Source organism: Desulfurobacterium pacificum (assembly GCF_900182835.1).
In the GTDB taxonomy this organism is placed as follows: domain Bacteria; phylum Aquificota; class Aquificia; order Desulfurobacteriales; family Desulfurobacteriaceae; genus Desulfurobacterium_B; species Desulfurobacterium_B pacificum.
In genome coordinates, this window is sequence record NZ_FXUB01000001.1 from 145,732 (window position 1) to 166,069 (window position 20,338).

Sequence of the window (20,338 nt, forward strand, 5' to 3'; positions counted from 1 at the left end):
CAAAACCACACTAAAAACACATATAGAACCTCGTAAGAGGAAAACCACTATTGCCCTCTCTGTCCGTCTTAACCATTAAGGTTTGGTATAGTCCTGTTCTGTTAGTTAGAAACTGGTAAGAACTGGATGCCATGTACAAACGCCATATTCTGTATTTCTCTTCTCCAGCTACCCTTACTGCTTTATCGTAGTTGTTTTCTAATCTTTTTACCCAATGCATTAGCGTTAATGTGTAATGTTCCCTTAAGGATTCAACGTCTCTTATTTCAAATCCAGCTTTTTCAGCTTCTTCTACGGTAGTTGATATGGGAAGTAACTCTCCATCTGGGAATACGTATTTCCTTATGAATTGAGAAGGTGGTTTTCCGTACTCTTTATAGTTACAACTTATGGCATGGTTAAGGAAAACACCTCCTTCTTTTAACAGGTTGTATATCTTTTTGAAGTATTTCAAAGCATTTACTTTTCCTACATGTTCAAACATTCCAACGCTTACAACTTTATCGTAGTAGTGAACATCATCTAATTCTCTATAATCTGCCAATAGCACTGTGCATTTATCTTCCAACTTCTCTTCTTTTATTTTCTCTTTGACGAATTCATATTGATTTTTACTCAGAGTTATTCCAACTGCTTGTACTCCATAGTTCTTAGCTGCATGTAGTATTAAAGCACCCCAACCGCAACCTATATCCAAAAGTTTTTCTCCTTCCTTGAGTCTAAGTTTTTTGCATATGTACTCTAACTTCTGTTCCTGAGCTTTATCTAAGGAATCGCTGTAATTCTTAAAAAATGCGCAAGAATAAACCATTTTCCTATCCAGAAAGAGCTTGTAAAACTCGTTGGAAACATCGTAGTGATACTGGACAGCTTTTCTGTCTCTCTCTATACTGTGAACTTCTCCATCAAGCTCCACTCTGCACTTTTTGATTTCTTCTTCAGAAGGTAAGTCTTTAACCAACTTCCATACTTTTAATTTCTTTCTTAGAGTGAAGGTTTCCAATATCCAGTCAACGATGGGAAAGAGAATAAAAATGTCTCCTTCTAAATCAATAAGACCGTAGATGTAACTCTCTGCAAGTGATAAGTCGTTAAATTCTTTGAGGGCTTCTTTAAGGGACCAGGGAGTTTTAAGCTTTATCTTAAGTTTTTCCCCTTTACCCCAAACTTTTCTACCGTTCCAGAGGTAAACAGATATGTCGTTTTCTCCAGGAGCGTTTGAAAGCAGTTCCTTTACCACCAATTCGTTTCTTCTGACCCATTCAGATTCAGAACAAACGTTTTTCATGGCTAAATCTCCTCTATTGCGGTTTGTGACTTATCAAAAACCTCATCTATTACTTTAAACATTACATCATCTCTTACTTTAGCATATCTTGCAGAAGTATTCGGAGATGCATGTCCCAAGAAAGCTTGAATTACTCTTATGTCTACTCCTCTATCAACTAAAAGCGTAGCGAAGGTGTGGCGGAGTTTGTGAGGATGGAGGTAAATGCCTGTTTTCTCTTTTATTTTGTCAAAGACGTACTTAGCACCGTGGTATTTAAGGGGAAAGAGCCGCTCACCTTCTAAATTTTTAATGTAATCCATAAGTTCTTTGGCTAATTCGCTGGGTAGAGGAATAAACCTTTCTTTGTTACCTTTTCCCAATACTTTGAGGACTTTTCTTCCTTTTACAGTAATTATGTCATCTCTTTTAAGGTTTAAAGCTTCAGAGATACGCAGCCCGCAGTAAAGGATTGTTTTTATTAGAAGGTAATCTCTCTGAGAGCGTTGTTGGGCGGCGGTGAGGATTTTTTCTACTTCTTCCTCTGTGAGGGCTTCGGGGATTTTTTGCTTTACTTTTTTTATCCTTAAGGACGGCTTAAATGGATTAGAGCTTATTACTTCCATATCTACAAGAAAGTTGAAAAAGGTGTTTAAAGCTGACATTCTCCTGTTTATTAAAGATGGACTGCAATCAAGGGAGGTTCTAAAAATCATAATATCAGCAGTTCTGATTTCAGACACATTTTTGTCACCGATAAGCTCTCTAAATTTGTTTAGGTCACTTTTGTATTCCTTTATCGTCCTATGAGCTAATTCCTTAGATTTAAATTTTAGGAATAATTCTATTGCTTGGGACAATTTCATCACACTCTCCATTAAATTTTATGGTAAATGAAACAAACGTCAATATATTTCTTCTACCTTCAGTCTGATAGGTTGTTATACCTGAAACGCAAAATAAGGCGAATATATCAACGGTTAGCATTTTATCGCCCTTTTACAGCAATTTTAGTTCTATTTTATCCAATTCCCCCTAACAAATGTCAATTTGTTAGGGGATTTTAGCAGATTTCATAGAAATCTTTGATAGAATTTAGCACGGATAAGAAAGTTTTAAGAGGGAGAAACGATGGAAAACTATAACTTATCAACAGAGCTTAAACCCAACCAAGATGTAGTATTGTATGAGGGTCATAACCATAAAGTTGTATACTTGGGAACAAGAGGAATTAATACTGGAGCGGAAGCTGTTGACGTTTTATCTTATTTGATAATAGATGAGGGAGAAGCTCTTTTAATTGACCCAGGAGGATATCACCTCTTTTCTTATTTAGTTTTCAAGATATCCAAATACGTTAATTTGGATTCTATAAAGTACATCTATTTCTGTCATCAAGACCCAGATGTATGCGGTTCACTTCCGATGTGGAAGGATGTATGTCCTCAAGCTAAAATAGTTATAGGTGAACTATGGGTAAGGTTTTTGCCTCACTTCGGGGTAGAAGATGTATCCAAAAGAGCAATGCCAATTCCTTTCAAAGGAGGCTACATTAATGTAGGAAAGACCCCTATTGAAGTAATTCCTGCGCACTATTTACACTCTCCAAACCATTTTAGTCTCTATGACCCAGTTTCTAAGTTTCTCTTTTCGGGTGATTTAGGAATAGCTTTAGGGGAGTTTAATTATTTGATAGTTAAAGACTGGGTGGAACACCTTGAGTATATATATACACCTCATAGAATTCTCATGGCAAACAACAGAGCAGCAAGAGCGTGGGTTAACAGAGTAAAGAATAAAGATATAAAAGCTATACTACCCCAACATGGGGCTATAATGGTTGATAGAGATGTTAAAAACTATCTTAAATTCATGGAGAACTTAAAATGCGGAACGGACTTGATAAAAGATTGATTGACGAAATATCAGAATCTTTGTCACACTTAGAAAGGGGAACGCTTTCAATAAAGGAAGTTTCTAATGTTATATCTAAGTTAGTAGAACAGGTAGAGAGTATTTTCGTAAGGAATAATCAAATCCTTTCTAAGGATGTTGAAATTCTTTATGAGGTTTCAGGAGATTTAAAGGGATTTGTAAAAGAATTTAAACCTATCATAGACCAGATGTCTATAATCTCAGAAGAATATGAAAGTCTATTAGAAAGTTTAAGCAAGATTAGAGATTATTTGGAAAATATAGAAGGGATTGCAAGTCATACCGAACTTATTGCTATTAATGCTTCAATTGAAGCTGCACGTGCCGGTGAAAGCGGCAGGAATTTTGCAGTAGTGGCTAATGAAATAAGAAGTATGGCAAAGAACACATTTCGCTCTATAAATGAAATAAAGGAGTTGGACAAAGAAATTGAACCCAAATTGACTGCTCTAAAGCACAGTATTGATGCTATGAGGAATATTCAAAAGAAGATGGATCAATTAATGGAAGATATAAATCAAGTAATAAAGATATCTGATGAACTAAAAGAAATAAGCACTGTGCAGTCAAAGGTTGTTGAAGAAGTAAGGGGTTTATCCGGAGTGTCTGCTGCTATTAAGCGTATAAATGAAATTTTTAGGAAGGCACAGGGTATACTTGCTTTGACTTTTTCTCGTGTGTTTTCTCGTTAAATCTGTAAAATTTTATGGTAAATGGAGGAAAGGTGAAAATACTCTGGGCTCCATGGAGACTAAATTACGTTAAGAACGCAGATAAAGAAAAAAATAGTTGTTTCATCTGCAAAGCTTTTGAGAGTGACCCAGCTGAAGATAGAAATAATCTACTTCTTTATAGAGGAAAAAAAGCTTTAGTAATACTTAACAAATTTCCCTACAACACAGGTCATTTAATGGTGTGTCCTATCAGACATACCGGTGATTTTCTATCTTTAATGCCTGAAGAATTGGAAGAGATTAATTTTTTGATTAAGAAATCAATAAAGGCTTTAAAAAGAGCTTACAATCCAGATGGCTTTAACATAGGTTTAAATTTAGGGAAAGTTTCTGGAGGAAGCGTAGACACACATATTCATTACCACATTGTTCCAAGATGGCAAGGAGATACTAACTTTATGCCAATAATAGGAAACGCTAAAGTTATCCCTCAGTCGTTAGATGAAACCTACGAAATCCTCAAACGCTACTGGGATTAAATATGTTTGAAAAATTTTTTTCAAAACTTACAGATAAAAAGAGGGAATCTATTGAGGGGTATCTAAAAAAAATATCTGTCAATCGCCACGATTTAATAAATCAGATATCTGAAGTTAATCCAGAAAATCCCGTCAACGCCTACATAACATTAGCACTTTTACTAAAGGAAAAAGGTGAGTACTACAAAAGCTTGAAAATCTTAGAAAAGCTCAAAGATGAGAAGTTACCTGAAACGGAAAAAAAGTTGGTCTATTTGAACTTAGGTCTCGTATATAAAAGTGCAGGATTCCTTGATAGAGCCGAAGAAGCTTTATTGGAAGGGATAAAACTTTTTCCTGGAGAAAGTTATTTTTACTACGAACTGGCAAGAATCTTTAAAAACTCAGGTAGATTGGAAGAGGCAGTAGAATATTTAGAGAAAGCCGTTCAGCTAAAGAAAGAGTTTGAAGATGAACTTACTCATACTAAACTATACTTAGCCGATTACTACATTGAAAACGGAAGAACCGATAAAGCATTCAAAATCATCAGAAAAATCCACCCCCCTCTCCCCACCCCGCTCTTCTACTACATCATGTCAAAACTCTACTACTCAGTTGGCGAAACAGAAAAAGGATACTTAAAAGCTCTACAAGGAATGAGACTGTCTCCTAAACACATTCCTTCCTTCTTAAAGGTTATAGAAGAATTTGAAGAACTTAACGAAGAAAAACTCAGAGATATCATAAAGAAAACTGAACTAAACCCAATTACAGGGCTAAAACTTGCCAACCTTCTCATAACAAAAGGAAGAAGAACCGAAGCATTAAAAATACTGAAAGAGCTAAACGAAAAGTTTCCATCCGACCCAGAAGTCAAGGAATCCTACCTTCGCCTTCTATGGGAAACTGGAAAGAGAAAACAGGTTGTTGAAGAAATAGAAAAATTTCTAAAATTATTAAAAGCAAAGAAGAAAGCCTTCCGATGCGAAAACTGCGGCTTTGAAACAAATACTTTTGACTGGATATGCCCGAGATGCCGCGAGTGGGAAACTTTGGAGATGAACTGTGAGAATAGATAGAGAACTCTTACGGGAGATTCTCAAATCTTTAAAAAGCGGAAGGCTCCATAAACTTCTCAAACTTCTATTGATATTAGCTTTTTTCTACTCATCCTTTTTAGCAGCCCAGGAACTGTTCAGATTCTACTTACATGAAAAAAAAGTTTCCACATTTCACGTATCAGGCTTCCACCTAAGCTACAACAACGGAGAACTGGTACTCTCCTTAAACGACCTTTACTTAAAAAGACCAGACTTTTCTCTCACTCTTTACAAATGTTACGCGAGATTGAAACTGTTAAAAACCCTAAAAGAAAGAAAACCTTACTTTAAAACGCTCCACGTAGGCGAATTCAACTTAAAAATAAAAAGAGAAAGAAAAACTAAAAAAGCACAGAAGAAAAACGTCAAGAATCTGAACCTTAACCTGTCTCTACCCTTTTATGCTGAAGAGCTTCAAGTAGAAAAGTTCTTCTTCAGCTCTCCAACCGTTAACCTTATGGGAAACAACCTCTATTATGACCTTTACTCCTTTAGGCTTGACGGTATATACGGAAAAGTTGAAGGTAAAGAGCTATCGGTTAAAAGTTTAAAAGGCAGAGTTGAAAACGGGTTTCTTACAACAGACAATTTAACTGTCTCCTTTGGAGAATTCCGCTACACAGGAAAAGCAAAAGCATCAAAGGACTTAAGCAAAATTTATCTTGATGGAACGTTCAAAACAAAGGAATGGCAGTTTACGGGAAAAGCTAACAAGGAATACTCTCAATTCGCAATTGAAGGAACTCTACACTATCAGAAAGAAAAGGCTGATTTAAAACTTAAAGGAGCGTTAGAAAGAACAATAAATGTAAATAACGGAACGGTAAATTACAAAAACGTTCAGATTTCTTTTAAAGGAACAGTGTTTCCTCAACTCAAAATTAAAGGACACGTTAAAGGTGATTTAACGTTTGGAAAGTATACAGCAAAAGGTATAAGTGGAGATTTCAACGTAAAGGGAGAAATTAAAGAACCGGAAGTCTACACCAAAATAGAGAGCAAAGAGGTAAAAACTCCGCAGTTAACTCTTAAAAACGTATCGGTAAAAGGTTGGGCAAAAGGGAAAAACACGTGGAAACTTTCAGTATCGTCGCAGCACCTATCTGCAGAAATTACCGGTGAAAATGAAGTACTCTCAGGAAAAGTTTTACTTAGGAAATTTGCAACATCTTTAGTTAAAGAGTTAAAAGAAATTCCAAAGGCAGTAGTAAGCGGAAAAATAGATTTCAGGAAAGAAGGAAACAGATTCAACTACGAGGGAACTCTAAAAATAGATAATTTCTCATACGAAAGATTTACAGCTTCTGGCACGTTGCAGTTTAAAGGAAACGAGAAAAAAACGGAATTCAAAACAACGCTCAGAGGAAAAGGAAAATTAGAAGCAAGTGGAACAGTAAACTTTAAAAACAAAACTCAGCAAGTCGCAGTTTACGGTGAAAAAATCCCCACCTCTTCCTTCACCCTCCTTAAAAAACACGGAATAGAAGGAAAAGTTTCTTTTAACGGAAACATACTTGGAACGTTCTCAAATCCTACTGGGAACTTTACTTTTTCTTCAAACGATTTTTCATACTGCAGCAACTATATAGGTAAAGTTAATGGACAGCTGACGTTCAACCGCAATCAACTGAAAATTCAGGCTTCAGATGAAAAAAAAGATATCGTCTTAAATAACCTGCTCATAACGTTCAAACCCTTTTCTGTGTTGGTTGAAGGAAAGGTAGTCAATAAACCGATAAATTACATCAATAACATACTGAAATTTTATAAGGTAAAACTTCCCGTTGAGCTGTCAGGAACGGTAAGCGGAAGTTATAGCGTCAACGTCGGAAAAGATTTCGTGAAAGTTAAAGCTAACGTTGAGTCGGCATTTGGAAGCTTTGCAGTTGAAAAAATTAGAGGTGCTTTTTCTTCGTTAAGCGGGGGAATTTCTGTTGAAGGTCAGAAACTAACCGTAAATTTAAATGGTAAATTAAATTATGCGGAAATAGATGGAAAAGGAGTGAGTGGGGGGGATTTTTCTTTAGATATTCAAAATAAAAAACTTAACGTTACGCTAAAACATTCTCAAATAACAGGATTCAAAAACACTGATTTAGATACGAAGTTTTCTTACGATATTGCAGAAAAATCCCTTGAAGGAAGCTTTTCTCTTACAGGCAGCATAAAGAAAGATAACACTGCAATTTCAGGCTCTGCGAAAGGAACGTTCAAAGGAAACGTTAAAAACGTAGCTGTTAAAATAGCAGGTAAAGCAAGTCTATCAAACGATTTACTCAAAAATCCCCTCAAACTCTCATTCAGTGGCAACTATCAGACGGGCAGCCAAACAGGAAGGTTTAACGTAAAATCCCCCCGTATCACAGCTACAGTCAACGTCAACAAAAACGAAATAGAATCTTTCGGAACTTTTAAAAACTTTTCAATCAAAACCCCTCAGGCTATTCTAAAAATAGGAATCGGCACGTTTAACCTCTCATACCCCGATTTAAACGGTAACGTTTTCATTCCTGCCTTTGAAGTAAAACCTCAAAAGTTTTACAGGCTCTTTTCCGTTTCCGGTATTTACATAACGCTGAAAAACGGAAAACCGGAAATTTCCGGAACGAAGCTTTCCTACATAGATGGATGGATAGAGATAGAAAAACCTGCAGTGAAAATCGGCAAAAAAGTCCAGGTTTCCGGAAAACTAAACGGTAATTTAGGTATAAAGGGCTTAATATACCTTTCGCCAGTAAAAAATATCTTTAGATACGTCAAAGGAACGCTAAACGTTAAAGGGAACTATCAATACGATAACAGTCTCTCCTATTCCATAATCTTTAGCGGTAAAAATATAAACGGAAAAACAGCTTTCCTTCTGGAAAAATTTTCCATTCCCGATTTTAAAGGAAAGATAAAAAACGGTGCAGTTAAAAACCTTGATGCAGAAATTACCGTAGGAGACGGCAACTTAATAATAAAAGGTGCAGACAACCTGTTTGATGTTTACGTATCGGAAATTCCAGTAGGTGAAATAGCTCTCTGGAAAAGCGTCATCTCTGGCAATTTAAAGATAAATCTACTTGAAAAATCTGTTTCAGGAAAGTTATCTCTATCAAAAACAAGAGTTGAACTAAAAGAAAAGAAAAAAGAAAAAAGTCAGAACAAATCTAAACAGTTAGAGATACCTTTTAAAACAAACGTAAAACTAACTTTCATAGAACCTGCTGTAATATCAACGTCCATCGCAAAAATAGATGTTCTGCCACAGCTCAACCTTGAAGCAATAAACGGAATGCCGATAATAAACGGCAGCTTCTTTGTAACCGACGGAAAAATTGACTATATGGGAAAGATTTTTAAAGTAGTTTACGGTAGCGGTGTAATTAAGAATCTGCTCAAAAACGAAGGACAGATAGACCTTCTTGCAAGTTGCTACATTTCTGGATACTACGTTTATATGAGAATAAAAGGTAGCTTCTCTCACCCTAAACTAATTCTTTCCTCAGACCCGCCGTTAAGCAAAGAGCAGATACTAAACTTAGTTATGACAGGAGCATCACCGGAAGAAATAGAAAAGAGTTCAGAACTATTTCCGGCAGTACAGGTAGCTTACTACGCAACAGCCTCAATATTTAAACCTATTGAAACGAAGTTAGAAAAAACCTTAGGACTTGAAAACTTTTCTGTTGAACCTTACATCACCAAATACGGCGAAACTGTTGCCAAGTTCACCATAAGTAAACGCCTATTTAAACGTTTCAGAATAACAGGATACGAAACAACAGGACAGAAGCCAGAATACGGGGGCAGTTTACAGTTCTTCCTTAACGACAAATATTTCCTTGAAACGAGGTATAACAGCTACTATGGCATAGAAACAGGTATAGGTTTTGACATAAACGTGAGGTAAAATGAAATTAGAAAAAGAAAAACTACCAAAACTTATTGAAGAGCTTAAAAAATTAGGCGCAAAAGAGGAAAATCCCCCACCCCACGCCCTCTCACGTCTCAGGTTAGACAACTCAATAGTAACGATTTACAAATCCGGTTCCATTGTCTTCGGCGGAAAAGAAACCGAAGAAGCTAAAAAGCTCGTAGCCTTTTTAGTGAGCAGGGAAACCGACAGAACGCCGAGAATAGGCTGCGACGAAGCGGGCAAAGGCGAATTTACAGGTCCTTTAGTGTTAGCCTGCATTTACGCAGACGAAAGCACAATCAACAAACTGATAGAACTGCAGGTAAAAGACTCAAAAAAACTCACCAAAAGCAGAATCCTGAAATTAGCCGATGAAATTAGAAAGGTCTGCCACGGAGCGGTTTCTGTAATAACGCCGCAGAAATACAACGAACTTTACGAAAAGCACAAAAACGCTAACAGACTTATGGAAGAAGCCTACTTAAAGCTCATAGACAAACTACTCAAAAAGTTCAAAACAGAAAAGATAGTTGTTGACAGGTTCAGTAGAACGCTTGAAAAGAAGCTAAAAGAAATTTTCCCCGACAAAGAAATAGAAGTTATTCCAAGAGCCGATGAAAAAGACATAGTAGTTGCAGCAGCTTCAATCGTTGCAAAGGCAGAAAGGTTAAAGTTTATGGAAAAACTATCTGAAGAAGCCGGCTTCACTCTGCCGGAAGGAAACTTGAAAAACAGAGAACTTTTAGAAAAAATCCCCCCACACCTCCACCACAAATTTTTCAAAACACACTTTAACGTAGGAGAAAAGGATGAACGGTAAAAAGGTAGCAGCAGTAATACTGGCGGTTTTCTTTCTGTCGGTAATCTCTCTTTTAGCCGCTTTAAAGGTAAGCAACCTCTCTTTTGGCGGAAAAATAGCGATAGTCAAAGTTGAAGGCGTGATAAAGTCAACAGAACCCTACATAAACATTTTAGATAGGCTGGAAAAAGACAAAAGCGTCAAAGCCATAGTTTTAAGAGTAAACTCGCCCGGCGGAGTAGTAGGAGCGTGCCAGGAAATCCACGACAAAGTTGCAGAAATTACCAAAAAAAAGCCGGTAGTAGTGTCAATGGGTTCAATCGCAGCTTCCGGCGGACTCTACATATCCGTTCCGGCAACGAAAATCGTCGCAGACCCGGGAACGATAACCGGAAGCATCGGCGTAATTTTGCAGAGCTACAACCTGAAAAAGTTGGCAGACAAGGTGGGAATAAGAGTGATAACGGTAAAAAGCGGAAAGTATAAAGACCTTTTAAATCCATTCAGAAATCCTACCAGAGGTGAGCTAAAAATCCTTCAACAGCTTATAAACGATTCTTACAACCAGTTCGTAAAAGCAGTAGCAGAAGGCAGGCACCTACCGATAGAAAAAGTGAAAAAGTTTGCAGACGGTAGAGTATTTTCAGGCGAAAGAGCAAAGAAGTTAGGCATCGTTGACGAGTTAGGCGGGTTAGAAAAGGCGGTAGAAGTTGCCAAAAAGCTTTCCCGCTCACCGCACGCAAAGGTTTTCGTTGCAACGCCTAAAGAAACGCTCCTGCAAAAGCTTTTCGGAGAAAAGAGCCAGTCAATCGTCAACACCGCTGCCAAACTGCTCAAAGGAGAAACAACCGAAACGGAATTAATGTATCTCTTTCAGTAAGTAGTTGCTATAATTTGCCAAACACTGGCGGGGAGTAGTCCAATGAAGGTATTAGTTGTTGGCTCTGGCGGAAGAGAGCACGCAATTGTGTGGAAGGTAGCTCAAAGCCCATACGTTGAAAAGATATACTGCGCACCGGGTAATCCGGGAATAGGTCAACTGGCAGAGTGCGTTGACATAAAACCAACAGACATTAAAAAACTTGCAGACTTTGCAGAAGAAAAAGGCGTAAATTTAACAATTGTAGGTCCTGAAGCACCTTTAGTTGAAGGAATTGTTGATGAGTTTGAAAAGAGGGGGTTGAGGATTTTCGGCCCTTCAAAAGATGCAGCACGCCTTGAAGGTAGCAAGGTATTTTCAAAAGAGATGATGAAAAAGTGGGGCGTTCCGACGGCAGACTTTAAAGTGTTTGACAATCCCGAAGAAGCAAAAGCTTACATAAAAGAAAAGGGAGCGCCGATAGTTGTAAAAGCCGACGGACTTGCAGCAGGTAAAGGCGTAACGGTAGCAAAAACAGTAGAAGAAGCCCTTGAAGCCGTTGACAGAATAATGGTTGAGAAAGTTTTTGGAGACGCTGGCAACAGAGTTGTAATAGAAGACTGTCTTGAAGGTGAAGAAGCTTCTTACTTAGTAGTAACAGATGGAGAAAACTTTATTCCCCTTGCCACAGCGCAAGACCACAAAGCAGTATTTGACGGAGACAGAGGACCAAACACCGGTGGAATGGGAGCCTACTCTCCAGCCCCAGTTCTTTCAGAAGAGATGGAAAAGGAAGTTCAGGAAAAAGTTATAAAGCCAATATTAAAAGGTATGAAAGAAGAAGGCTACCCGTTTAAAGGAATACTTTACGCTGGCCTTATGATAACGAAAGATGGAATTAAAGTTCTTGAGTTTAACGTCAGGTTTGGAGACCCGGAAGCTCAGGCGATTTTAAGGCGACTGAAAACCGACTTAGTAGAAGTCTGCACAAGCGTTATAAACGGCAAGTTAGTTGAAAAGTTAGAATGGATACCGGAAACTTCCATATGCGTTGTTTTAGCGTCAAAAGGCTACCCCGGTAAATACGAAAAAGGCAAAGAGATAACCGGAATAGAAGAAGCAGAAAAGTTAGACAGCGTCGTTGTTTTCCATGCAGGAACAGCCGTTAAAGACGGAAAATTAGTAACAAACGGCGGAAGGGTTCTAAACGTTACCGCTTTAGGTAAAGACATAGTAGAAGCAAGAGAAAACGTTTATAAAGCAGTGGAAAAAATCCACTTTGACGGCATGCATTACAGAAAAGACATAGGCGAAAAAGCTCTAAAAAGAATATCCCAGTAATTTTAATTCTCTGAAAAGTTCAAGCAGTTCACGGGGCGGAATTTCCTCCGCCCTTTTATCAATCAAATTTTTAACTTCTTCAGCTCCATTAAACTTTTTTAGCCCTAAATTTTTCTTTAACTTTTTTCTCCTGTGAGAAAAAGCTTTTTTTAAAAACCTTTCAAATTCCAGCAGTTCTTCTTCCTTCATGTCAAAACTTTTTGGCTCCATTAAAAATACCGTTGACATAACCTTTGGAGGTGGCTGAAAAGCCCCGGGCGGAACGTCAAAAAGCTTCTTGAAAGAAAAAAAGTTTGAAAGCAGAGCTGGTAAGTATCCGTAATCTTTACCAGAACTTGCAGTTAACCTATCGGCTACTTCTTTTTGAACCATAAAAACGCCTTTTTCAAAAACTTTTCTGTGGTCAAGAAGGTTTCTCAAAATAGCCGTAGAAACGTTGTAAGGCAGGTTGCCTGCAAACTTCCATCTACCACCTAAAGAAGAAAAGTCAAACTTCACCGCATCGGCATTTACAACTCTCAGGTTTTCAAATCTTGAAGAGAGATATTCACACCATTCAGGGTCTATCTCAACAACTACAAGCTCTTTTGGATTTCTTTTAATCAGTTCTTCTGTCAGAGCGCCGCCACCGCCACCAATTTCAACCACGCAGTCGCTTTCAGAAACTTCAAGAGCGTCTGCTATCCGTCTGACTACCGACTTATCCTTTAAAAAGTGCTGTCCTAAAGACTTTTTAAGCTTCATCTACAACTTCCACTTTAACTTTTAAAGACTTAAACGCCGCAGTTTTAACGTAAACATCACCTTCTTCACCGAAAAGGTAGTTAATCCCGCTTTTTGCGTGGTGGAAAGAAACAAAGAGCGTTCCTTTTTTTATATGTTTGCTGAAAACTATCGGAAGCGGTGCAGTTCTGCCGTATCTTGAAACAAGCACAACTCTTTCAGCATTCTTTAATCTTTCTCTGTCCTCTTCACTGGCGTAAACAATGTCTTCTCTGTAAGTTCTAAATTTTGCAAGAGTCTGGCAGTTCATAGTTTGAACGGCGTTGTTGTAGTGGAGCAAAATCCTCCCCGTCGTCAACCAAAAGCCTTCTTCCTTTTCACTTTCCAGCAATTCTTTAACCATTCCTTTAGGAGAGTATGGCTTAAAAACCAATCGTGCCTTACCGGTTTTAGTTGGAAACTTTTCTTTAAAAAGGCATTCAGTCCCTTTTCCGTCAGCAACAGGCCACTGAGGCGCGTTAAGAAAGCTCTCCTTCAAAAGCTCGTAAGAAGCTCCGCCGAACTTTTCCGGAACTTCCTCTCTAACTGCATTCCAGACATCTTCAGTGGTTTTATAGCCAAAGTCTTTCCCCATTCTCTTTGCAACTTCCGCTATTACCTCCCAGTCGTCAGGAAGGGCAGAATCAAAAAGGGGTTGAGCAAGGTGCAGGCGCCTTTCGGCGTTTATGTAAATCCCCGTTTTTTCGTAACAGCTTTTCACGCCGAAAACTACATCTGCATATTTTGTAACTTCACAGGGGAAAATCTCGTTTACAACTAAAAAGTCAAGCTTCTTTAAGGCTTTTTCTATAAAAGCTCTATCGGGGTGAACGTGCGCTAAATCTTCTCCCATAACCCAGAGCGCTTTAATTTCCCCGCCATCAATGGCTTTTATCACGTCAGGAGTCATCAAACCTTTTTTTTCAGGCTCTCTATAACCGGGAAGGAAGTAAGGAAGCATTCCCATGTCGCAGGCGCCCTGGACGTTGTTTTGTCCCCTTAAAGGAATCAGGTAGGGGTTGCCGGTTAAAAGTGCAAGGTTAGCAATAGCCATAACGGCATCAGAGCCGTCAACGTGTTCTGTTACGCCAAGCCCCCACAGGAAAACCGTTTTAGAGGATGCTACTGCACGGGCAAAACGTTTTATTTCGTCGCAGATGTGTTCGTATCCTTTCAGTTTTTTAAAGATTTCGGGGGAAGGGGTGGTGGGGATTTTTCCTCTAAATTCATCAAAGTTTTCTACCCTTTCTTTCAAAAATTTTTCGTTGTAAAGCTTTTCTTCAACAATCACTCTTGCAACGGCGTTGAGGAACAAAAGATTTGAATCATAAGGAATAATAAACTTAAAATCGGCAAATCGGAAAAGGCCTATTTCTCTAACGTCAATAACAGCTAACTTCGCTCCTTTCCTTACTTTTTCAATAATCCTGTGGCTGACAATCGGGTGGGCTTCTGTAGTATTTGAACCTATAACGACAATTAACTCTGCATCGTAGATAGCGTCAAACGGAACAGAAGCTGCTCCTTCTCCTACTGTTTCTCTTAAACCCTTTAAACTCGGCGCGTGGCATATCCTCGCACAGTTATCAATGTGTGGAGAACCAACTATTTCTCTTGCAAATTTTTGGAAAAGGTAGGCACTTTCGCAGTTTGTCCTCGCACCACCTATCGCCGAAAAAGCTTTCCCGCCAAACCTTTGCTTTATGTCAATTAATTTCTTTGCAACAACGTCGTAAGCAACCTCGTAAGGAACTTCAAAGAAGTTTTCGTTTACTTTCCTTGCAAGAGCAGAAAGTTCAAATTCCTTCAAAATCTCCCTATTAACCCAGGCCCCCTTTATCCTTTTATCGCTAAAAATAAACTCATGACCAAAATTACCCTTTATGCAAAGCTTTCCCTTACTTACGACACCCTCTTTTAAGTGAACAACTCTCTCCCCATCAAATCCCAACTCACACCCAACACCGCAATAGGTACAAACGGTTCTTTTCAAACACCACCTCCAGAAATCCCATAAAGAAATTGTAATTTTAGCAGGTATAGACGAAAGGAAAAGAGGAACTCTCTATTTTTAAACTTTGCTCTGTTTTTATAGAGATTTTTAAATAAGGTTTGTCTCCTTATATATAGACGTATATATTTGAAAATATCAATACGGCAGGAGGATACATTGAAAACAAAATTGACACTTAGGTTGGAAAAAGACGCTATAGAAAAAGCAAAAGAGTACTCTGTGAAAAAAGGAGAATCTGTCTCTCAAATTGTTGAAAAGTTCTTTAAAACTCTTCCCACTGAAAAGGAAGAAATAACCCCTACCGTAAAAAAGCTTAAAGGGTTACTAAAAAACTCAAATATTGACGAAACTGACTACAAAAATTTCCTTGAAGAAAAATACCTATGAGAGTTCTATTTGATACAAACATTATTTTAGATGTCCTCCTTGAACGTCAACCGTTTTCTGAATTAGCATCAAAACTGCTTTCAAAAGTTGAAGAAGGAGAAGTTAGCGGATTAGTGTGTGCAACTACAATAACCACTATTTACTACCTTGCAAGTAAAGCCTTTGACCGTAAAAAAGCAAACGAATGTATAGAACTGCTTCTCAACCTTTTTGAAGTTGCATCTGTAAATAGAATCGTCATAGAAAGTGCTAAGAAGTTGAATTTTAAAGATTTTGAAGATGCCGTAATATACGCATCAGCTTTACACTCTGGATGTAACTGCGTTGTCACAAGAAATGTAGGAGATTTTACTGCCTCAGAAATTCCTGTTTTCTCTCCTGAAGAACTTTTAAAAATTATAAAAATTGGTAAAGAATAAACCTCATTTTTGGTAAACTTCAGCTTATAAATCGAAGCAGGAAGAAGTATGAAAGATAAGGTATTGCTCAAACTTTTTCTCTTCCCAGTAATTGTATCTGCTTTAATAATAATTCCGCTTTTTTTCATCCCGGAACCGCACGCCAAAGTAGGAAAAGTTTCTTTAGGTAAAAAAATTAATTTGGATAAAGTCAAGTTTTTACCGGGAAAATACGGCGGTACTCTTTACACTGCAACGTCGTCAGACCCAAAAACTTTCAATTTAGTTTTGGCGCACGAAACCTCTTCAACAGATGCCGTTGGCGACTTGTTTGAAGGATTGACAGAAGTTGACGTTAAAACTCTAAAGCCTGTTGGGGCGTTGGCAACCAGTTGGGAGTTTAAGGATGGGGGGAGGAGGTGGATTTTTCATTTAAGAAAAGGAGTCAAGTGGTTTGATGGAAAAAAGTTTACAGCAGATGACGTAATATTTACCTACAACGATATCTACTTTAATCCCAAAATCCCCAACTCCACCCGCGACACCTTCCTCATTGACGGCAAACTCCCCAAATTTAAAAAGATAGACAAATACACCATAGAAATAGACCTGCCCAAACCTTTCGCTCCACTGCTTTACTCTCTATCAGCTCCCATATTTCCAAAGCACATTCTTGAAAAAGCGGTAAAGAGCGGAAAGTTTATGGAAACCTGGACCGTCTCAACGCCTCCGAAAGAACTCATAGGAACAGGACCCTACGAATTAGTCAAATACGTTCCCGGGCAGTACTTAGTTTATAAAAGAAACCCTTACTACTGGAAGAAAGACGACGAAGGCAAACGGCTTCCCTACATAGAAAAGAAAGTCACCTTCATTCTGCCCGACAAAAACACTCAGCTTTTAAAATTCAAAGCAGGTGAAATAGACTTTTACAGCATGCGCGGAGACGATTATCCAGCGCTGGCTAAAGGGCAAAAGAAAGGAAATTACACAATTTACAATTTAGGCGCTTCTCTAACAGCAGACTTTCTTTGCTTTAACGAAAAAAAGGGAGCAATACCAAACTGGAAGTGGAAACTATTCACTAACAGGAAATTTCGCTGGGCAATATCCCACGCAATAGATAGAAAAGGAATCGTTTTAACAGTTTACAACGGACTTGGAATTCCCGTTTACGCCCCTGTAACGCCTGCAAACAAACTTTACTGGAGTCCCGATTATCCAAAATTTCCCTATAATCTGAAAAAGGCAAAAAGGCTTCTAGCAGAAATAGGTTTAAAGGACAGAAACGGAGACGGCTGGCTGGAAACGCCCGACGGACATAAAGTAGAATTTAACCTGCTGACAAACTCAAACAATCCAGCAAGGGTAGAAATTGGCGCATTAATAAAAAACGACCTTAAAAAATTGGGAATAGATGTCCACTTTCAACCTTTAGATTTCAATAACTTAGTAGAAAAACTTCTCAATACCCACGATTTTGATGCAGTAATAATCGGTTTAACCGGTTCAATAGACCCAAACAGCGGCAGAAACGTCTGGATGAGTAGTGGACAACTACATCTGTGGAACCCCAACCAGAAAAAGCCAGCAACTAAGTGGGAAGCTGAAGTTGACAAATTGTTCAACGAAGGCGCAGAAACACTAGACTTTAAAAAGAGAATAGAAATCTACAAAAAAGCTTACCGCATAATAGCTTACGAACAACCATTAATTTATATCGCTGCACCCCTCGTCTTAGAAGCTGCAAGGAACAGAGTCAAAAACTTTTTCCCAACCATTTGGGGCGTTTACAAACCCGAAAGAATGTTTATAGAGGGTAAATGAAAAGACATGAACTCTTTATGTTCTTTCTATGTTCGGTTGCATTAATTCCTATATCTCCCGAAAAGTTCATTCCATTTATACTAATCTTCGCTTTTGCCACTGGCGTACTCTATTTCTATAGATTTCAATCAGCTAAAGAATTACTCTTAGGAGGACTAATAGCGTTCACTCTACCCTTTGCAGCTAAACATTTTGAGAAGGAAAAAGAAATAGTCGTCTGGATAAAGAATTACGGCGACAACTACCAAGTGGCTATAACTTCAAAGCACAGATACATACCTATTAAAAATCAAGATGTAAACGTAGGAGACATCGTTTTAGGAAAAAACTTTCTCCCAAATGAATCGCTGAAGGCAGAAATATTAAGATTGAGAAAAAGACTTTATGAAAAAGGTGAAGAAAAAATAGACTTTCCTATATCAGCTATTTGCGGTGCAATCACTCTAGGTATAAGATATGAAATACCACCCTCCATCAAAAGCTACTTCGTTCTAAACGGAACATATCACCTGCTTGCAATATCAGGACTCCACATCGGAATAATTTTAGGTGCTGTCGCCTTTATCCTAAAACTACTAAAACTAAGAAAGCCCTGGAGCAAAGCAGCAATCTTAATCTTGCCTTTGCTACCGCTTACCGGATTTTCACCCTCAGTAGTAAGATCTTACATCTTTCTATCCTTACTTTCCATAGGAATGGAAAATTACCGAAAAGTTTCGCCTTTATACCTATTAGGCGTTGCCATGTTAATTACTATTCTACTGAACAAGTTCAACCTTTCAGCAGTCCTATCTTTTTTAGCAGTTTTAGGAATAATCACAACGCTAACAGAAAAGGAAAATCGCATTCTAAAAACGATAAAAGTTTCTTTGGCTCCAATGCTTTTTACCCTACCTGTTATACTCTACCAGTTTGGCACGGTAAACGTTATTTCTTTTCTAACCTCAATAATTGCGGAATTTCTATTTACACCTTTTCTTATAGCAACTTTTATTTCAAACCTAACAGGCTGGCACTTTAACTTTCTAAATAAATTAACGGAATTTCTGGGTTTTATTTTCTTGAAATTAGAACAAATCCTGTTTTTATTGAGTAAAAGTTTTGTAACTTATAACAAAATCACCCTAACAGCATCTGCAATTACCATACTCATTACTCTACTGCTAATAATCTTTGAAAAACGAAAATTTCAGCTAATTCCAGCAACATTGCTCTTAATTTTCGCGATAGTCACTCAACACCACACAACAGAGAAAAAATTAGAAATCCCAGGATGGAAATTAAATTCTTTTTTCTTTTTATCTACTGAAGGGCAAAAGTATGAAAACTGCAAGATAATTTCCAACTATGTATTCCCATACGCAAGAAAAATCCTACACAGGAACACTTTGATAGACAAAAGAGTGGAAGGCAGAAAACCTTCCACTCACAAATAACTTATGCAACAGGATAGGCAAATTCAGGTCTTTCCTCGTAAAGTTTAACATCAGTAGCTTCTTTTGGTAGAGGAACAACTTTCGTTCTCTCAACCCACCTTTCCGGCAAGTGAATTACTCTTTTTCCTACCCTAATAACAGCAGGTGCAATTTTTGCTTTATAAGTAATTTTTACGCCCCAAACCTTCCTTCCAAATCTGTTCTCAAACTCTCCAGGACCTTCCATCTTTATATCTTTAGCACTACCAGGGAAGTAAATTCTCTTAGCAAAATGTCTATTTCTTTTCGGATGGTAATAAACAAGCCAGAGAACTTTACCTTCTTTATATTTAGCTTCCGTTGGAACGTATCTGGAAGCTTTTTCTTCTTCTTCTATAAGTCTTTCAACATATTGTTCAAGAGTTTCATCTTCTCTAACATCACTTTCATCCCAAAGCTCAAACTCTACCTGCCATCCTTTAACAGTAGCTATAATGTTTGCAAGTTTTACAGTTCTTTTCTCTTCTACTTCTACCAACTTTTCTATTTTGTCTAAAACATCAGAAAAACGTTCCCTAAAATCTTTAAGATGTGTTACAGCAACAACAAGGTCACTCTGCCTTTTTAACCTCTCAAGTAACTCTTGGTCTTCTGCAACAACCATAGCTTTTCTTATTTCACAGAAAGCCCTACGTAATTCTTCTAAGATTTCAGGAGAAAGTTTCAAATCAACAACACTTTCGGTTATTTCTTTGATAACGCTTTCAGGTATCTCCTTCAAGCGTTCATCTATTGTTTTTTTATCTTTACCCCAAGGTGAGTAAACTTTGTCCCAACCTTTGTAGCGAGCAATATAATTGGCAAGTTTTACTGTTATCCTATTTTCTGCTAAAGCTACTTCTCTCAAATCTTCAATTGCAGGACCAAACTTCTTTTTCCAGAACGGTGAAAATGTCAAAGTACAGAGGTAGTCTGAACGTTTCTTCAGGTCTGTAAGTTGCTCCGGCGTCTCAACTTCAAGCATTTCATCTCTAATGATGCAGTTGATACGGCTGATGTCTTCTGGCGTTTCAACTTTTCCGTAGATGCGACCCATGATATCCCCCAAATTAGGTTAAAAAGGGGGCTTAGCAGCCCC

At 38.0% G+C, this 20,338-nt stretch carries 17 protein-coding genes; 12 read left to right on the forward strand and 5 right to left on the reverse strand.

Annotated features, from left to right (window positions below; all coding sequences use genetic code 11):
* Positions 1 to 10: 10 nt before the first annotated feature.
* Positions 11 to 1,288 carry an SAM-dependent methyltransferase gene (locus QOL23_RS00720; protein ID WP_283399660.1) on the reverse strand — a complete coding sequence of 426 codons (1,278 nt, stop codon included), beginning with the start codon at positions 1,286 to 1,288 and terminating at the stop codon, positions 11 to 13.
* 2 nt (positions 1,289 to 1,290) lie between these two features.
* The gene (locus tag QOL23_RS00725; RefSeq protein WP_283399661.1) at positions 1,291 to 2,133 is read right to left on the reverse strand and encodes a tyrosine-type recombinase/integrase; all 843 of its coding nucleotides are present in this window, start codon (positions 2,131 to 2,133) and stop codon (positions 1,291 to 1,293) included.
* A gap of 265 nt (positions 2,134 to 2,398) precedes the next feature.
* Here QOL23_RS00725 and QOL23_RS00730 point away from each other — a divergent pair, with 265 nt between their 5' ends.
* The 8 genes from QOL23_RS00730 to purD are packed head-to-tail and all read left to right on the forward strand — an operon-like array spanning position 2,399 to position 12,397.
* Complete coding sequence (locus QOL23_RS00730; RefSeq protein ID WP_283399662.1) at positions 2,399 to 3,181, forward strand: oxygen-binding di-iron domain-containing protein; 783 nt, start codon at positions 2,399 to 2,401, stop codon at positions 3,179 to 3,181.
* Positions 3,154 to 3,894 carry a methyl-accepting chemotaxis protein gene (locus QOL23_RS00735; protein ID WP_283399663.1) on the forward strand — a complete coding sequence of 247 codons (741 nt, stop codon included), beginning with the start codon at positions 3,154 to 3,156 and terminating at the stop codon, positions 3,892 to 3,894. The genes QOL23_RS00730 and QOL23_RS00735 overlap by 28 nt, the downstream gene beginning before the upstream one ends.
* 32 nt (positions 3,895 to 3,926) lie before the next feature.
* Positions 3,927 to 4,415, forward strand: coding sequence for an HIT family protein (locus QOL23_RS00740; RefSeq protein ID WP_283399664.1), 489 nt, complete (start codon positions 3,927 to 3,929; stop codon positions 4,413 to 4,415).
* A gap of 2 nt (positions 4,416 to 4,417) precedes the next feature.
* Entirely contained in the window at positions 4,418 to 5,476 is a 1,059-nt protein-coding gene (locus tag QOL23_RS00745) for a tetratricopeptide repeat protein (RefSeq protein ID WP_283399665.1), read from the forward strand.
* Positions 5,463 to 9,392 carry a translocation/assembly module TamB domain-containing protein gene (locus QOL23_RS00750; protein WP_283399666.1) on the forward strand — a complete coding sequence of 1,310 codons (3,930 nt, stop codon included), beginning with the start codon at positions 5,463 to 5,465 and terminating at the stop codon, positions 9,390 to 9,392. The genes QOL23_RS00745 and QOL23_RS00750 overlap by 14 nt, the downstream gene beginning before the upstream one ends.
* 1 nt (position 9,393) lies before the next feature.
* On the forward strand, positions 9,394 to 10,218 hold the full coding sequence (rnhC, locus tag QOL23_RS00755; RefSeq protein WP_283399667.1) for a ribonuclease HIII: 825 nt from the start codon (positions 9,394 to 9,396) through the stop codon (positions 10,216 to 10,218).
* Positions 10,208 to 11,077, forward strand: coding sequence for a signal peptide peptidase SppA (gene sppA / locus QOL23_RS00760; protein ID WP_283399668.1), 870 nt, complete (start codon positions 10,208 to 10,210; stop codon positions 11,075 to 11,077). The genes rnhC and sppA overlap by 11 nt, the downstream gene beginning before the upstream one ends.
* Positions 11,078 to 11,119: 42 nt before the next feature.
* Positions 11,120 to 12,397 carry a phosphoribosylamine--glycine ligase gene (gene purD / locus QOL23_RS00765; RefSeq protein WP_283399669.1) on the forward strand — a complete coding sequence of 426 codons (1,278 nt, stop codon included), beginning with the start codon at positions 11,120 to 11,122 and terminating at the stop codon, positions 12,395 to 12,397.
* Here purD and rsmA read toward each other — a convergent pair.
* Positions 12,377 to 13,141 carry a 16S rRNA (adenine(1518)-N(6)/adenine(1519)-N(6))-dimethyltransferase RsmA gene (rsmA, locus tag QOL23_RS00770; protein WP_283399670.1) on the reverse strand — a complete coding sequence of 255 codons (765 nt, stop codon included), beginning with the start codon at positions 13,139 to 13,141 and terminating at the stop codon, positions 12,377 to 12,379. The two genes, purD and rsmA, sit on opposite strands and share 21 nt — an antisense overlap.
* On the reverse strand, positions 13,131 to 15,152 hold the full coding sequence (locus QOL23_RS00775; protein WP_283399671.1) for a molybdopterin oxidoreductase family protein: 2,022 nt from the start codon (positions 15,150 to 15,152) through the stop codon (positions 13,131 to 13,133). The genes rsmA and QOL23_RS00775 overlap by 11 nt, the downstream gene beginning before the upstream one ends.
* A 177-nt stretch (positions 15,153 to 15,329) precedes the next feature.
* On the opposite strand from QOL23_RS00775, the gene QOL23_RS00780 reads away from it, so the two are divergent.
* The 4 genes from QOL23_RS00780 to QOL23_RS00795 are packed head-to-tail and all read left to right on the forward strand — an operon-like array spanning position 15,330 to position 19,221.
* The gene (locus QOL23_RS00780; RefSeq protein ID WP_283399672.1) at positions 15,330 to 15,560 is read left to right on the forward strand and encodes a DUF6364 family protein; all 231 of its coding nucleotides are present in this window, start codon (positions 15,330 to 15,332) and stop codon (positions 15,558 to 15,560) included.
* The gene (locus QOL23_RS00785; protein WP_283399673.1) at positions 15,557 to 15,979 is read left to right on the forward strand and encodes a type II toxin-antitoxin system VapC family toxin; all 423 of its coding nucleotides are present in this window, start codon (positions 15,557 to 15,559) and stop codon (positions 15,977 to 15,979) included. Before QOL23_RS00780 ends, QOL23_RS00785 begins: the two co-directional genes overlap by 4 nt.
* A gap of 48 nt (positions 15,980 to 16,027) precedes the next feature.
* Positions 16,028 to 17,785 carry an ABC transporter substrate-binding protein gene (locus QOL23_RS00790; protein WP_283399674.1) on the forward strand — a complete coding sequence of 586 codons (1,758 nt, stop codon included), beginning with the start codon at positions 16,028 to 16,030 and terminating at the stop codon, positions 17,783 to 17,785.
* Entirely contained in the window at positions 17,782 to 19,221 is a 1,440-nt protein-coding gene (locus tag QOL23_RS00795; RefSeq protein WP_283399675.1) for a ComEC/Rec2 family competence protein, read from the forward strand. Before QOL23_RS00790 ends, QOL23_RS00795 begins: the two co-directional genes overlap by 4 nt.
* Position 19,222: 1 nt before the next feature.
* On the opposite strand, the gene QOL23_RS00800 is transcribed toward QOL23_RS00795, so the two are convergent.
* Positions 19,223 to 20,296 carry a hypothetical protein gene (locus tag QOL23_RS00800; protein ID WP_283399676.1) on the reverse strand — a complete coding sequence of 358 codons (1,074 nt, stop codon included), beginning with the start codon at positions 20,294 to 20,296 and terminating at the stop codon, positions 19,223 to 19,225.
* Positions 20,297 to 20,338 lie beyond the last annotated feature (42 nt).